The organism is Paenibacillus sp. FSL E2-0178 (assembly GCF_038593005.1).
GTDB lineage: Bacteria > Bacillota > Bacilli > Paenibacillales > Paenibacillaceae > Paenibacillus_AQ > Paenibacillus_AQ phytohabitans.
Genome location: NZ_CP151953.1, coordinates 8,014,956 through 8,029,831 on the forward strand (window position 1 = coordinate 8,014,956; position 14,876 = coordinate 8,029,831).

Below are 14,876 nucleotides of genomic sequence, written 5' to 3' on the forward strand. Positions count from 1 at the left end.
GAGCGATTTCATAAACAGAAAAGGATGATGAGGAAATCATGTTAGAGCATTTGACAACAGAGACCCGCAATAAGAAAACAATGAACCTGGATGAATTAACTCCTCTTGAACTTCTGGAAGTGATGAATGAAGAAGATCACAAGGTCGCACAAGCGGTTAAACAAGAGATTCCGCAAATTGCCAAAGCAGTAGAAGTGATTACCATGGCTATTAAACAAGGCGGACGCTTAATTTATATGGGGGCTGGAACAAGCGGACGTATCGGCTTACTGGATGCTGTTGAATGTCCGCCAACCTTTGGAACAACGCCAGAGGAGGTCATCGGGCTAATTGCCGGGGGAGAGAGGGCGTTTATCAAGGCGGTCGAAGGTGCAGAGGACAACGAACAATTAGGGGTGCAGGATTTACAGGATATTAAGCTGACAGCCCAAGATGTTGTCGTCGGAATTGCCGCCAGCGGACGCACGCCATATGTTATCGGCGGATTAGAATATGCCAATTCTATAGGTACACCAACTGTAGCCGTAAGCTGCAACAAGGATTCAGCGATTGGTAAAATAGCCAGGATTGCGATAGAAGTCGTAAATGGACCGGAAGTATTAACAGGGTCAACACGTTTAAAAGCCGGTAGTTCGCAGAAATTAATCTGCAATATGCTGTCTACAGCTTCGATGATCGGTACGGGCAAAGTGTATGGAAATCTTATGGTGGATGTACAGCTAACCAATGAAAAGCTTGTAGAACGTGCCAAACGGATTGTTATGGATGCGACAGACTGTGACGCTGAAACGGCAGAGGATTATCTGCAGCAGGCCGATCAGAAGCCGAAGATTGCCATTGTGATGATTCTTGCGGGGCTAACTAAAGAAGAAGCTGTTCAACGGCTCGAAGAATCACAAGGCTTCGTACGTCAGGCGATTCAATAATAGGACAGTATGAAAGGGGCACAAACATGAGTAAATATCATGATTTAGCGGTCAAAATACTAGGGGCTATTGGTGGCCGAGCGAATGTATCCTCGTATACCCATTGTATGACCCGTCTTCGTGTAACGGTTGTGGACCGCAGCCGGATCGCCGAAGCAGAGCTGAAGCAAATCGACGGGGTTCTGGGTGTGGTGGATGATGATACGTATCAAGTCATTCTCGGACCCGGGGTCGTGACCAAGGTGGCTGAAGAGTTCGGTATCGTGCTTGAAGAAAGTGCTTCTGCGGGCGAAGGTACTATTTCGGCTGAACAATTACAGGCCAAAGGCGCACAAATGAAAGCGCAGCTTAAAAAGAAGAATGATACGCCGTTCAAAAACTTTTTACGGAAGATCGGGAATATTTTCATACCGCTTATCCCTGCGTTCGTTGGAGCCGGATTAATTGCGGGTATTGGCTCAATTCTAGCTAACAATATTACAGCGGGCAACTTAGACACTGCAACCTGGCAGCAGTATGTAACGATCTTAAATGTTATCAAAAACGCAATTTTCAGTTACCTGGTGATTTATGTCGGTATTAATGCAGCTAAAGAATTTGGAGCTACTCCTGCTCTTGGTGGCGTGATCGGCGGGGTGACTCTCTTAACAGGGGTTACAGCTGACCTGCCCATTTTTAATATATTTACGGGTGCACCTTTAACGGCAGGGCAAGGTGGGGTTATCGGCGTTCTAATCGCCGTATGGATTCTATCCATCGTGGAGAAATATTTGCGTAAAGTGATTCCGGATGCGGTTGATATTATCGTTACACCTACAATCGCCTTGCTGGCCGTAGGGCTGATTACAATCTTCTTCATCATGCCATTCGCCGGATTTATTTCCACCAATTTAATCGGAGCTATCAACTGGACGCTAGAGGTTGGCGGTGCATTCTCAGGCTTCGTATTAGGAGCAGCGTTCCTTCCGCTTGTTATGTTAGGACTGCATCAGGTATTGACGCCGATTCATATTGAGATGATCAATGATTCAGGGATGACGCTGTTGCTTCCGATGCTGGCTATGGCTGGTGCGGGTCAGGTTGGGGCATCCATTGCATTATGGATTCGCTGTAAGAAGAATAAATCATTAACGAACATGATTAAAGGTGCGCTTCCGGTGGGTATTCTGGGGATCGGCGAGCCCTTAATTTACGGGGTTACCTTACCGCTGGGCCGGCCGTTTATTACAGCTTGTATTGGCGGAGGGATCGGCGGTGCGGTCATTGGTTTATTCGGCAACGTTGGAGCGATTGCCATTGGTCCTTCCGGGGTTGCGTTAATTCCCTTGATTGCGAATGGATTATGGCTGAAATACGTCATAGGCTTAATTGCAGCTTACGCTGGCGGATTTATTGCCACTTATCTCTTCGGTACACCCAAAGAGGCTATGGCAGAACAGGATTAACTGATTCGAACTATTGAGGTGATTCCATTGCTCGGAATTTCAATTTTTGTGGCGGACCGCACGTTAGAAGACAACGTCAAGTATATGGAACAAATGAAGGCTGCAGGCTGTACGGAGATATTCACCTCTCTTCATATGCCGGAAGATGATATCGGACAACTGAAGGAGAAATTGCTGGAGATCGCAAACGCTGCCCGGCGGTTAGGAATGGACCTGATGGCGGATATTTCCGGAAAAGCATTGGAGAAATTCACGTTTCCCTTTCTATTAGATGCTGGTGTCACAGGTTTGCGAATGGATTTCGGCTTCGATGCCCGTGAAATTGCAGCCTACTCACAACAAATGAAAATCGCCCTAAACGCCAGCACCTTAACCTCAGAATTCTTAACTGCATTACAAGAGCATCGTATTTGTCTAGAGAATACCCAGGCCTGGCATAATTATTATCCCCGCCCGGAGACAGGTCTGGATAAAGAAGCATTTATAGCGAAGAACAGATGGCTGCAAGCGGAAGGCATTACGACTATGGCCTTTATTCCGGGAGACGGGCTAAAGAGAAAACCGTTATTTCAAAGCTTGCCTACCTTAGAGAAGCACAGGAATCAATCTTCTTTTCTAGCTTATCTGGAATTAGAGAAGGATTGTGCGGTGGACAAAATTTTCGTTGGCGATTTAACCCTTTCCGAAGGGTCTCAGATTCAATTTCAGCGGTATGAAGATGGGATTATTCCTTTGCGGGTAACCCAAGAACTGCCTTATGCCCTTTGGGATACGGTTCACCGGAACCGCCTGGATGCTGCCCGTGATGTGATTCGCTCAGAAACTGCCCGGACAGATCAGGAACGTTTTGTAATGACCCGAAGTATTGCGCCTATGCATACGAACAAGCGGCCTAGAGGAACGATTACCGTCGATAATTATTTGTATGGCCGGTATGAACATGAGCTGCAGATCACATTAAGAGATCTGCCGGCACATGAAGCTGTTAATGTGATTGGTCATGTGATAGAAGAGGATCTTCCTCTACTAGATTACGTCAGACAAGGCGGAAGGCGCTTTAGCTTCACAGCTGCTACTTAATGATTACTCCCATCTATTTTGTTACAATAAGGAGAATAGACTGAGGAGAGGAGCTTAGAACTTGGCAGCAGGAAGCATGATTTCCCAAATTGAACTGGTATTAAATGAACTGCCGGAATCAGAAAAAAAAGTAGCTGAGTTCATTCTTGCCAATGCTAAAGAAGTGATGCATATGACCATACATGAGTTAGCGGCTAAAGCGGAGGCAAGCAGTGCGGCGGTTGTCCGTTTTTGCCGGTCAGTGGGTATCGAGGGTTTCCCCGCTCTGAAGATCCGTTTATCCGCTGAAGTAGAGAACACGAATTATGTGGGCTACTTTGATGTTGAATCGAATGAAACGGTGCATTCTATCATTGATAAAATGCTGTCAAATACCATATTGACCTTTCAGAATACGGCCAGCCAGCTGGACGCGCAATCCATTGAGCAGGCTGTGCGCCTGTTACAACAGGCAGAGGTTATTTATGTGTATGGGATTGGCGCCTCTTTTATCATTGCAGAGGATGCAGCACAGAAATGGCTTCGGCTCGGCAAAAATGTATATGCGATTTCAGACCGTCATTTATTGGCAGCAGCCATGGCTACGAAATCAGAAAACGCCGTCTTCTGGGGGATTTCGTATAGCGGTGAGACGAGAGAGGTCATTCAATTAACGAAACGGGCAAAGGAGCAGGGGATCAAAACGATCAGTCTCACCCGCCCCGGAAATAACAAGCTTGCCCAGCTTGCGGATGTCTCTTTATTTACATCACGCGCGCCGGAAGCTAAGCTTCGCAGTGCGGCAACTAGCTCGAGATTCGCCCAGTTATTTGTACTTGACATTGTCTTTAGCGTATATGCCTCTGCCCAGCATGATTTAACGGTGGAGCAGCTGGCGAAGACAAGGCAGATGATTGAAGTCTTGTATGATTAATGTTGAACCTCTCTATAGAAACTCCTGCTAATCTATTAGCGGGAGTTTTTTAGTGCGCCTGCATCAGGGTACATTATTTTCAATATTCAACGATTTACAAAATATGGAATGTATGTTATCTTTGCTATGAAAGCGCATCCAAGACTTGATAGATTGATCAAGTATTTACCATTTTATCATGGGGAGGAAAGGTGGAAATGAAAAATTTGCTCAAGAAGGCAAGCACAATGATCCTGGCATTTACTCTGCTGCTTGGAGTGATGACAGCGCCGCCCGTTCATGCAGACAACGCACTTTTCACAATTGAAAGCGAAAATGCTCAGCTCACCTCCGATCTTCAAGTGACGACCCAAATTTACGGACAGCCTAAGCCCGGCTACACCGGGAGCGGTTTTGTCTGGATGCAGAATTCAGGCACCATTACCTTCAATGTGACGGTCCCGGAAACAGGCATGTACACGATCTCTACCCGTTATATGCAGGAGCTTAGCGCAGACGGCCGGCTTCAATCGTTGAACGTTAACGGTGTTACGAAGGGTTCGTATATGCTGCCTTACACGACCACTTGGTCGGATTTCGATTTTGGCTATCACAAGCTGAATCAGGGCAGTAACACCATCCAGCTAAAGGCGGGCTGGGGCTTCGCTTATTTTGACAGCTTCAGTGTGGATGTTGCCGATCTGGATCCCCTGGATGTGCAGCCTGTTCTCAGTGATGCTCAAGCTACACCGGAAACTCAGCTGCTGATGAATTATCTGACAGAGGTCTACGGCAACCATATGCTCTCCGGCCAGCAGGAGATTTACGGGGGAGGCAATGACGGGAATTCCGAGCTGGAGTTCGACTGGATTCACAATTTAACCGGCAAGTATCCGGCCATCCGCGGGTTCGATCTGATGAACTATAATCCGCTATACGGCTGGGAGGACGGTACAACCGCGCGGATGATCGACTGGGTGAACAACCGGGGCGGGATTGCGACTAACAGCTGGCATCTCACTGTTCCCCGGGATTTCACCGCCTATCAGCTGGGGGAATTTGTGGATTGGAAGGAAGCCACCTATAAGCCGACGGAAACTAATTTTAATACAGCCAATGCAGTCATTCCCGGGACGAAAGAGTATCAATACGTACAGCTGGCTATAGCGGATTTGGCGGAGCAGCTGCAGATTCTGCAGGATAACAACGTGCCGGTTATTTTCAGACCCTATCATGAAGCTGAGGGCAACGGGGGATTGAACGGGCAAGGCGCGTGGTTCTGGTGGGCATCGGCAGGCGCAGAGGTATATAAGCAGCTGTGGGATCAGCTCTATACTGAGCTTACAGAAACCTATGACCTGCACAACCTGATCTGGACGTATAACAGTTATGTCTACAGTACTTCACCCGCCTGGTATCCCGGTGACGATCAGGTGGATATTGTCGGCTACGATAAATACAATACCGTCTACAACCGCTATGACGGTTTGTCCGGTGTGCCCAATGAGGATGCCATTACCTCGATTTTCTATCAGCTGGTGGATCTAACCGGCGGCACCAAAATGGTAGCCATGACCGAGAACGATACTGTCCCAAGCGTACAGAATCTGACCGAGGAGAAGTCGGGCTGGCTCTATTTCCTGCCGTGGTATGGCGAGCATCTCATGAGTTCTGCCTTTAATTATCCGGCTACACTGACCACGCTGTATCAGAGCAATTATGTGATTACGCTGGATGAGCTGCCTGATTTAAGTGTCAATAATCCAAACCCTAGCGCGTCCATTACACCTGCAAGTATCGAATTTAACAAGTATGCAGCGGCTCAGAGCGACAAAGCCATAACCGTGAATGCTAACGGCAATACGTTAACTGCCCTCCGGACTGGGGGCAATGCCTTGACCGCGACGCAGGATTATACTGTAAGCGGAAATACGCTGCTGCTGAAAAAGTCATTCCTGGCAACGCTCTCCGTTGGCGAGCATTCGATTGTCTTGGATTTCAATCAGGGACAAGATCCCGTATTGAAAGTTACAATTGTCGATACAACGCCAAGTGCATCTATTGCACCTGTGAGCGCGGCATTTGATAAAGCACCGGCCCAAGCGCAGGATATTTCCGTAGCCCTTACCTTAAACGGACATCAGCTTACAAACCTGACGAATGGAAGCTACACGCTTGTATCGGGCCAGGATTATACGGCATCAGGCGCAACGATTGTCTTGAAGAAATCCTATCTCTCCACGCTGCCGCTCGGTCAGAATCCGATCACCTTCCATTTCAATGGAGGAAATAACGCTGTGCTTACGGTAAATGTAGCAGATAGCAGTGTTCCGCTACCAACAGGCGGCTTGACGATCCAGGCTTTTAATGGCAACACCAGTGCCTCTACTAACGGAATTTCGGCCAAATTCAAAGTCGTCAATAGCGGCAATTCGGCAGTTCAGCTCAGTGATGTGAAGCTCCGGTATTACTACACGATCGACGGCGAGAAAGATCAGAGCTTCTGGATCGACTGGTCCAGTGCCGGAAGCGCGAACGTAACCAGCAAGTTCGTGAAGCTGGCAACCCCGGTTGCCGGTGCCGATTATGCGCTGGAAATTGGCTTCACAAGCTCCGCTGGAACACTGAATCCCGGCCAGAGCGCGGAGATCCAGACCCGCTTCTCCAAAACCGACTGGTCCAATTACAACCAGGCTAACGATTACTCGTTCAAGGCCTCCGCCAGTCAATTTGTTAACAATGAGCAGGTCACCGGATATATGAATGGCCAGCTGGTGTGGGGGATTGAGCCTTAACACAGGGTAGGATAAAGGGCTGGATTGGGGGATACCCTGGTCTGGCCCTTTTTGTGCACACGGATGCATATAATATAATCAGGCGGTGAAGTTTTGAGACTCAAGCATGAACCGGATAAATGCAAGATACTGATTGAAGACAATATTGATATTGAATTTTTCAGAGCTATTTTCGACCCCGTCCGAAGTGAACTGCAGATCTTCCTTGCGGGTAACGGCGAAATGAAGATTGGGGAGATTGCAGAGTATTTTCCTCAGAACCGTTCAGTGAATTCCTGTCATCTGGATTTCAAGAACAGGTTCAAAATTGTGCGGAGAAGGAAGTCGATACCTTCGAAGAGACAGCGAATAATATGAAAGCACTCATGAATTTGCTATAGCAGGGTGCTTTTCATTTTATTATATATGTGCATTTGTGTGCACAAGAACACGAAGGGGATTTTTATTTTGGAACAATCAATTAGAAAATGGTGGGTGATAGTCACAGTTAGTTTAGCCGTATTTGTGCCAAGCTGGATATTACAATTGTGAATGTAGCCTTGAAAAACCAAATGCTGCAAGTTTTCCGTAAAGCCGGAGCTTTTGCCGGCTCGCAGATCTTTGATAGCAAGCTGAAGGAATCAAATAGATGCCGGCTTTTGCAGACATTAAGCATATTGTTTTTGTTCTTGATGGTAAATCGCCAAGCGCGATAACAGCCTGTTTTCTTAACAATTTGGATATAGTTTTCAGATGTTAATTCACTCTAACTTTGGCGGGACGTTGACGGAATTTATTTTTGCTTAATGAGCGAGTAAAAATAAAGCAGTAGTGATATCAATGAGACACTTGCAAAAGTTTTAATTATCACTGAAACACTCGATATTTTAACATCGAATATTCCCAAGTATAAAAAACCTACTACACCGGAGTCATAGGTAGCTGAGATTAATAACAAAATTGCTAATATCAAAGGTAAAATAGTAGTTAACAAAGAAATATTTTTAATTGTTTCCTTCCGTTCATCCTTGATAATGAAAATTATCGAAAATAAAAGAAAAATCAAGATGAATAAGAAAAACATTAAACCACCTCTTCAGGATATTGATTTTGAAAGTCTTTGGAAAAATGAGTAATCACTGTAATGAAACAGAGTGAAAAAGAAAAGCTCCACTCTGTTTCTATTTGTAAATATCTTACTTGGAAGTATATGAAAAGTACATGCTTTTAGTTTGTGCTCCAAACGCTAAATAATTTTGTGAATTAAATACATCATATGACCATCTTATGTTTAGATTCTTTGTTGTATTAGTATTATAATGTCCTACTGCAAAAATTGTATCAAAGGTGTTTCCGACATCTTTTAATTGCATACCAGTCGCGTATTCTACATCTGCTATTCTTGCTTTATTGGTACCACTGTTATCAAAGGTTTTTAAGGATTTGCTTGGAAAAGTTTCTGCATTTGTATAACCTGTACTAAATGAAACCCATGTTCCAGGAATCTTATAAGAAACTTTCACTGTGAAATTCAAACTACCACTTTGATAGTAACTTCCATCCCATTGAACATATCTAAAGTAATCTCCCGGTTCTGTATATGCCTCGATTTTGGTGGGTGTAGCAGATCCTATTGTGAAATTTGTTTGACTTGAGTTCGCACTAGGATAGTCTGTTGAATGTGTACTTTCTGATAAAACATAAAATTTTGTAGTGGTCTATCCATTACGGTCTATGCAGCCACTGCAGCATACTCTTTAAGGGTAAACGGGGCTGCCATTAAAGGGGAAGCTAAAGTCATTGATGGCGTGACCTATGTACCTTTGCGTACAGTTATTGAAGGGATGGGAGGGTCATATCATGTCATGCCTGAGTCGAATACAATTAGTATTTTGAGAAGAGATATAAGTATGTACGGCGGGTACAATGAGTCCAATCCTTTAATTTTTGGTTCAAAAGCATATTTCGAAATAAATGAAAATTTTGATAAATTCGTTGGTTCAGTCTCTATCGAAGAAGCGAGCACAGGAAAGGATGTTGTGAAAAACCTTCAGGAGATAAAAGGAACTGCTCCAAGCGGTTATACCTATATTTTTGTAAAAGTGAACCTTGAAGTCTTAGCATCTGAAAAACCTGGGGCATCGATATCAATAAATAATTATAGGTTTGAATATATTGACGCGGTAACTTTAAAGAGAATTCCTTCTTTTATGTTCTCCAAAAATTCTCCCAGTGTATCCGAAGGAAATCCCTTCAACGGTTGGGTTGGATTCTTAGTTCCTGATGGTCATCAATCTGGGATGATAGTTTTATCAAGTCCAGATGACCGGCAGAATGCTCTATGGATGAAGGTAGAGTAACGTCGTAATACTTAAGGATAATTACATAAGATTCCGGTACCAGGTCTCTTGACTCTAACGTCACGTAAACCTGTATATTTACTCTCATGAAGGAGGGATAGTCATGGAACTGCAAACCATCAGTCAGGTGTCAAAGCACTTTTCAGTATCTACCCGTACCCTTAGGTATTACGAGCAAATCGGATTGATTACGCCTGCGAAAAAGGAAGATTCCGCATACCGCGCATACGATCCCGAAGCGATCACACGTCTGCGTCAGATTATCGTTCTTCGTAAACTGCGGATTCCGCTCAAACAGATTGCCGAAATTCTGCAAAGCGCGGAAGCACGTGTTGCGATCGAAGCTTTTGAGCGTAACCTTGCGGATATTGAGGACGAGATCACCGCGCTCTCCACCATTCGCAGTGTCATCAAAGCCTTTGTCGAATATCTGAATCTCAGAGGTGCGAAATTCGCGCTGCCTGACGATGCAAGTTTACTGGAGGTTGTGGATTCCTTGACTGTCTCGAAAATCAACTTCAAGGAGGAAAAGTCAATGGAAGAATTAAACAAGGCAAATGAAAATTTAAACAAACTGGCGGACAAAGATGTGCGGATTGTCTATCTGCCGCCCATGACTGTGGCTGCTGCTTATGCAACGGGAGAAGGCTGCGAAGGCAAAGCGCTGGATATGATCACGCATTTTGTAACAGAGAGCGGACTGCTAACAATTAAACCCGACGCCCGGAGTTTTGGTTTTGACTGCTCTAAGGGGGCAGCAGGAATCGGAGAACCCTCCCATGTATATGAGGTGTGGGTATCCATTCCTGGCGACACAGAGGTACCCGCGCCTTTAGTCAAACGAACGTTCGACGGCGGATTATATGCTGCACACGTGTTGAGAACGTGGGACTTTGAGGACTGGCGTTTTTTGAGGGAATGGGTTAACGCAAGCAATAAATATGATAATGATTGGGATTCCCCGCGCTGGACATCGCTGGAGACGGTTGCGGGGCAAGGATTTGAAGAAACGTTGAATTTTTACAATTACGTACAAAAAGGCGGTAAAATGGACGATTTACAGCTTGATTTATTGTTTCCGATTAAGGAGACATCATTGGGCGGATAACCAAGGAGGGTGAAAGTGAAGGTCTTTGTCGAAAAAGCTAATATCGATGATGCTGAACTATTAGCTGAAATTCAGAGAGACAGTTTTGATGATGAGTCGAGAACGTTTAACAATAATGAGCCAGGGGGTCCTGAGGGATACGATTCTATAGATTCGCAAATTGAATTTATGAAACAGGCTCATTACTATAAAATTTTAAAGGCTAATGAAATTGTTGGTGGTTTGATAGTTTATGTGAATGATAGCTTAGTATACAATTTGGGCAGGATTTATCTAAAAAAGCTGAGAATACTCCACCTCGATAGGGTGGGGATGAATCAGTAGTTTTCGATTTCAAGACGAACGTATGTGCTATGATATGGATAAGTTGACTAAAAGGAGGTGTTGCACATGCTCGTGTCTGCGCAGGAGGTTTCTTCGAAACCCCTGGTTCATCAAGCCTATAAATATCGGATCTACCCCAATACAGAGCAAAAGCAACTCATTCGTCGAATGTTTGGCTGCTGCCGTTTTGTGTTCAATTACTTCTTGGAAGCTTGGAATCAAAGGTATGTGGAAACGGGAAAAGGCTTGTCTTATCACGCTTGTGCAACACAACTCCCCGGTTTAAAAGCACAATACGACTGGCTGAAAGAAGTCGATAGCATCGCTTTGCAGTCGGCTGCTCGTCATGTGGCGGATAGCTTTGATCGTTTTTTCAAGAAGCAAAATCAAGCGCCACGCTTCAAGAGCCGAAAGCATCCGATTCAAAGTTACACGACCAAATTCACCAACGGGAATATCGCCATGGAGGGCAGTCGCTTGAAGCTCCCAAAACTCGGCTGGATACGTTTTGCAAACTCCCGGAAGCTGGAAGGCCGGATATTGTCCGCTACCGTTCGTAAAAACGCCAGCGGGAAATTTTTCGTTTCGCTCGTTTGCGAAGTTCAAAAGAACCCTCTGCCCCAAGTGGATACACCTATTGGCATCGACTTAGGCTTGAAAGAATATGCAGTATGCTCAAACGGGGAACATATCGCCAATCCTCGCTTTTACCGTCAATACGAGAACAAGCTGGCGCTTTGGCAGCGGCGGATGGCTCGGCGTACTCCGGGCGGCTCCAACTGGAAGAAAGCAAGGCAGCATATCGCTCGTATTCACGAACGCATTGCCAATAAACGAAATGACTTCCTCCACAAGCTGACCACGAGACTGATTCGTGAAAACCAAACGATTAGTATCGAACATCTGCGTGTGGCGAATATGATTCAGAACCCCAAGCTTTCAAAATCCATTGCTGATGCGTCTTGGGGCGAGTGGGTGCGACAGCTGACGTATAAAGCGAAATGGTATGGACGAAATCTTCGGATCGCCGACACGTTTGAGCCGACCAGTCAGCGTTGCCATGTGTGTGGCACGATCCACCCCGAGGTGAAGAACCTGTCCGTTCGGGAATGGACATGTACGGCCTGCGGGACGATCCATGACCGTGACGAAAACGCCGCTCACAATATTGAAAAAGTAGCGGTTAACCACCACCTAACCAAACGATAGAATTCAACATTTCACTTGCGTCAAAAATGTAAAACTGCGGGAACGCAGGGATCGCTTGCTCCATAAGAAGAGGGTACTCTTCTGTTCGCAAGAATCCGCCACTTCAAGCGTTAGCTAAGTGGGGGAGAATTCAAATTAATCCAATTCATCAAAACCAGGGAATGGGTCACCAAGTTATGAAGCTTATAGAAGCTAAATACCCTGAGGTGCAGAAGTGGTGGTTGGATACGCCAAACTGGAGTATAAGTAATCATTATTTTTATGAAAAAAATGGTTATGTCAAAATCAAAGAAGAACATGGTTTATTCATTTACGAGAAGTGTAGGCCTGTTAATTGTTAAAATTGAAAGCGTATTATATCGGCGGTTATAATTGGGTGTACTTAACATACAAAACTATACAGCTGTGATTATAACCGCAGATATCATAGAGCAACGCGCCCGTGAATTCCACCCGGTATTTCCTCTTACATACGATAAACCTCCCAATCCCTGAGTACCTACTCCATATATATCTGCGTACTTGTAACAAAAGTCGATTTCGTTTCGTTAAATTCAATAAGTGGTTTTTCCCAATAATAGAGAAGATTGCTAAGAAATCAATGGAGGAGGGGACGATTTGGTCAGAATTGTCTTAACATTAATGACGCTGCTATTCAGTTTAACGGGCTGTTTTGCTCCGCAAAGCGCCACAACATTAGACCAAGATGCTACTGCGGCAAAAGATTATTTGGAATCTAAGGGTTACAAGGTCTCTTCGTATGAAGGCTCCAGTGAAGTCTACACTTTAACAAAAGAAAAGTTAATGAACTTGCCTTATTCTAATTACTGGGGGCTGCAAAGCGAAGATCCCGGTATTTATCTGGACAAAGAGGTTAACGTACAGAAGTTCATAGTAACAAACCATCCATTGGATAACTGGAAATCTACAAGCGCCAAACCAGAGAATATTGTTAAATCTAAAGGGAAAACCGCAATTTGGATCTATGTCGTGGATAACCAGGCAGTAGGCGGACATTCTTATCCAGTAATCGATCAGGCCATGGATGGCGGCGTATGGTCATTAGATGGAAGAACGTTAGAAGAAGTGCATTCTATGAGTTATAAAGCCTGGTTAGAGCAATGGGAAGCAAAGTTTGGCAGCTGATGAGTTACAGAAGTTTATCAAAATTGCTCATAGCGGAAAACGCTTATTTTTTATTTTAAATGGACATAGAATTCTCGGAATATATTATACTTAATTTTCCAAATATATGTTATTCTGAAAGAAACATCAGTTTATTTCCTTTGTCTAAGCCAGATAATTCAGAAAGGGGGCATTCGGATCTTCGTATAGTCCATATAGTCTGGTTATTTGTGAACGTTTGCATGATGCACAACCACAAAATAAACGGAGGTTTTGACATGCTGGCCAAAATGAAAAAATACGGGGGTTATTGTTTAGCTCTTATGCTGCTGGCTTCAGTTTCCTTGACCGGATGGAGTACCCGGGCATCTGCAGCAACCCCTATTACATCCGATTTCAGATCACTTTCGGCTTCGCAAATTGTCGGCGAGATGGGCGCCGGATGGAATCTGGGGAATCAGCTTGAGGCAGCTAACAATGGTACGCCGAGCGAGACGGCCTGGGGCAATCCCGTTGTTACTCAGGAGCTGATCAAAAAGGTAAAAGCTGCAGGCTTCAAAACCATTCGTATTCCCGTTTCTTACTTGAATTATATTGGAAACGCTTCCTCGTATACGATTAATACTGCATGGCTGGACCGTGTGAAAACGGTTGTAGACTATGCCTACAACGAGGGCCTGTATGTGGTCATTAATGTTCACGGGGATGGGTACAATACCGTTCAAGGCGGGTGGCTACTGGTGAATGGCGGCAACCAGACTGCCATCAAAGAGAAGTATAAGCTTGTGTGGCAGCAAATTGCCAACAAGTTTGTAGGCTATGACGAGCGGCTTATCTTTGAGTCAATGAACGAAGTTTTTGACGGTTCTTATAGTAATCCGAATTCTGCTTACTACGCCAACCTTAATGCTTACAATCAGATCTTCGTGGATACGGTCAGACAAACCAGCGGCAACAATAGTGCAAGATGGCTGCTGATTCCGGGCTGGAATACGAATATCGACTATACTGCCGGCAATTACGGCTTTGTTCTGCCAACGGATACGTATCGCTCCTCCACAATCCCTAGTTCAGAAAAAAGAATTATGATCTCCGCACATTACTATTCACCGTGGGATTTTGCAGGTGAGGAGTCGGGGACGATTACGCAATGGGGGGCATCGGCCACGAACCCATCCAAAAAATCGACTTGGGGACAAGAGGATTACCTCAACTCGCAGTTCCAATCGATGTATAATAAGTTTGTTACCCAGGGTTACCCTGTAGTCATTGGTGAGTTCGGTTCCATTGACAAAACTGCATATGATTCCAGCAATAACGTGTATCGTGCGGCCTTTGCCAAAGCGGTAACAGCGACAGCTAAAAAATACGGCGCAGTGCCGGTCTATTGGGACAATGGCTATAACGGCCAGCATGGCTTCGGACTGTTCAACCGTACGAACAACACCGTAACACAGCAAGGCATTATTAATGCTATCATGCAAGGCATGCAATAATCCCTAGAACGATAATTATATCAATACGGCGTAGACCTGCCAGCGGGCAACTGCGCCGTTTTTTCTTTTTAACTGGGCATCTTTTGTGGGGGATGGAAGAGCATTGTATAAGGTAGAATCGCTGGAAGCTGGAGGTG

General features: G+C 45.0%; 13 protein-coding genes. 12 read left to right on the top strand and 1 reads right to left on the bottom strand.

The genetic code is table 11. The features are described 5' to 3' along the window. Window positions 1-38: 38 nt before the first annotated feature. From murQ to MHI42_RS34625, 5 genes are all read left to right on the top strand, one after another. On the top strand, window positions 39-926 hold the full coding sequence (gene murQ / locus MHI42_RS34605) for an N-acetylmuramic acid 6-phosphate etherase (RefSeq protein ID WP_342422126.1): 888 nt from the start codon (window positions 39-41) through the stop codon (window positions 924-926). Window positions 927-952: 26 nt separating this feature from the next. Further along, window positions 953-2,371 carry a PTS transporter subunit EIIC gene (locus MHI42_RS34610; protein ID WP_342422127.1) on the top strand — a complete coding sequence of 473 codons (1,419 nt, stop codon included), beginning with the start codon at window positions 953-955 and terminating at the stop codon, window positions 2,369-2,371. An 18-nt stretch (window positions 2,372-2,389) separates the two neighbouring features. After that, window positions 2,390-3,451 (top strand): MupG family TIM beta-alpha barrel fold protein, encoded by a 1,062-nt coding sequence (locus MHI42_RS34615; RefSeq protein ID WP_342422128.1) that lies wholly within the window; start codon window positions 2,390-2,392, stop codon window positions 3,449-3,451. A 61-nt stretch (window positions 3,452-3,512) separates the two neighbouring features. Next, window positions 3,513-4,364 (top strand): MurR/RpiR family transcriptional regulator, encoded by an 852-nt coding sequence (locus MHI42_RS34620; RefSeq protein ID WP_083705411.1) that lies wholly within the window; start codon window positions 3,513-3,515, stop codon window positions 4,362-4,364. 197 nt (window positions 4,365-4,561) lie between these two features. Beyond that, window positions 4,562-7,138 carry a glycosyl hydrolase gene (locus MHI42_RS34625; RefSeq protein ID WP_342422129.1) on the top strand — a complete coding sequence of 859 codons (2,577 nt, stop codon included), beginning with the start codon at window positions 4,562-4,564 and terminating at the stop codon, window positions 7,136-7,138. Between the two features lie 1,175 nt (window positions 7,139-8,313). Here the strand turns inward: MHI42_RS34625 and MHI42_RS34630 are convergent. Further along, complete coding sequence (locus MHI42_RS34630) at window positions 8,314-8,640, bottom strand: hypothetical protein (protein WP_342422130.1); 327 nt, start codon at window positions 8,638-8,640, stop codon at window positions 8,314-8,316. Between the two features lie 369 nt (window positions 8,641-9,009). Here MHI42_RS34630 and MHI42_RS34635 point away from each other — a divergent pair, with 369 nt between their 5' ends. The 7 genes from MHI42_RS34635 to MHI42_RS34665 all read left to right on the top strand — a co-directional run bounded on the left by MHI42_RS34635 (window position 9,010) and on the right by MHI42_RS34665 (window position 14,739). After that, window positions 9,010-9,477, top strand: coding sequence for a hypothetical protein (locus MHI42_RS34635; RefSeq protein WP_342422131.1), 468 nt, complete (start codon window positions 9,010-9,012; stop codon window positions 9,475-9,477). A gap of 103 nt (window positions 9,478-9,580) precedes the next feature. Next, on the top strand, window positions 9,581-10,585 hold the full coding sequence (locus tag MHI42_RS34640; RefSeq protein ID WP_342422132.1) for a MerR family transcriptional regulator: 1,005 nt from the start codon (window positions 9,581-9,583) through the stop codon (window positions 10,583-10,585). 15 nt (window positions 10,586-10,600) lie between these two features. Next, complete coding sequence (locus MHI42_RS34645; protein ID WP_342422133.1) at window positions 10,601-10,909, top strand: hypothetical protein; 309 nt, start codon at window positions 10,601-10,603, stop codon at window positions 10,907-10,909. Between the two features lie 66 nt (window positions 10,910-10,975). Then, window positions 10,976-12,118, top strand: a complete 1,143-nt coding sequence (gene tnpB / locus MHI42_RS34650) for an IS200/IS605 family element RNA-guided endonuclease TnpB (protein WP_342422134.1) — start codon at window positions 10,976-10,978, stop codon at window positions 12,116-12,118. A gap of 62 nt (window positions 12,119-12,180) precedes the next feature. After that, window positions 12,181-12,459, top strand: coding sequence for a GNAT family N-acetyltransferase (locus MHI42_RS34655; protein WP_342424856.1), 279 nt, complete (start codon window positions 12,181-12,183; stop codon window positions 12,457-12,459). A 277-nt stretch (window positions 12,460-12,736) separates the two neighbouring features. Further along, window positions 12,737-13,264 carry a hypothetical protein gene (locus tag MHI42_RS34660; protein WP_342422135.1) on the top strand — a complete coding sequence of 176 codons (528 nt, stop codon included), beginning with the start codon at window positions 12,737-12,739 and terminating at the stop codon, window positions 13,262-13,264. A gap of 257 nt (window positions 13,265-13,521) precedes the next feature. Continuing rightward, window positions 13,522-14,739, top strand: coding sequence for a glycoside hydrolase family 5 protein (locus MHI42_RS34665; RefSeq protein WP_342422136.1), 1,218 nt, complete (start codon window positions 13,522-13,524; stop codon window positions 14,737-14,739). Window positions 14,740-14,876: the final 137 nt, after the last annotated feature.

Excerpts from the sequence above, each read along its gene's own strand:
- murQ (WP_342422126.1), top strand. The coding sequence starts at position 39 with ATGTTAGAGCATTTGACAACAGAGACCCGCAATAAGAAAACAATGAAC.
- MHI42_RS34610 (WP_342422127.1), top strand. The coding sequence starts at position 953 with ATGAGTAAATATCATGATTTAGCGGTCAAAATACTAGGGGCTATTGGT.
- MHI42_RS34625 (WP_342422129.1), top strand. The coding sequence starts at position 4,562 with ATGAAAAATTTGCTCAAGAAGGCAAGCACAATGATCCTGGCATTTACT.
- MHI42_RS34640 (WP_342422132.1), top strand. The coding sequence starts at position 9,581 with ATGGAACTGCAAACCATCAGTCAGGTGTCAAAGCACTTTTCAGTATCT.
- tnpB (WP_342422134.1), top strand. The coding sequence starts at position 10,976 with ATGCTCGTGTCTGCGCAGGAGGTTTCTTCGAAACCCCTGGTTCATCAA.
- MHI42_RS34665 (WP_342422136.1), top strand. The coding sequence starts at position 13,522 with ATGCTGGCCAAAATGAAAAAATACGGGGGTTATTGTTTAGCTCTTATG.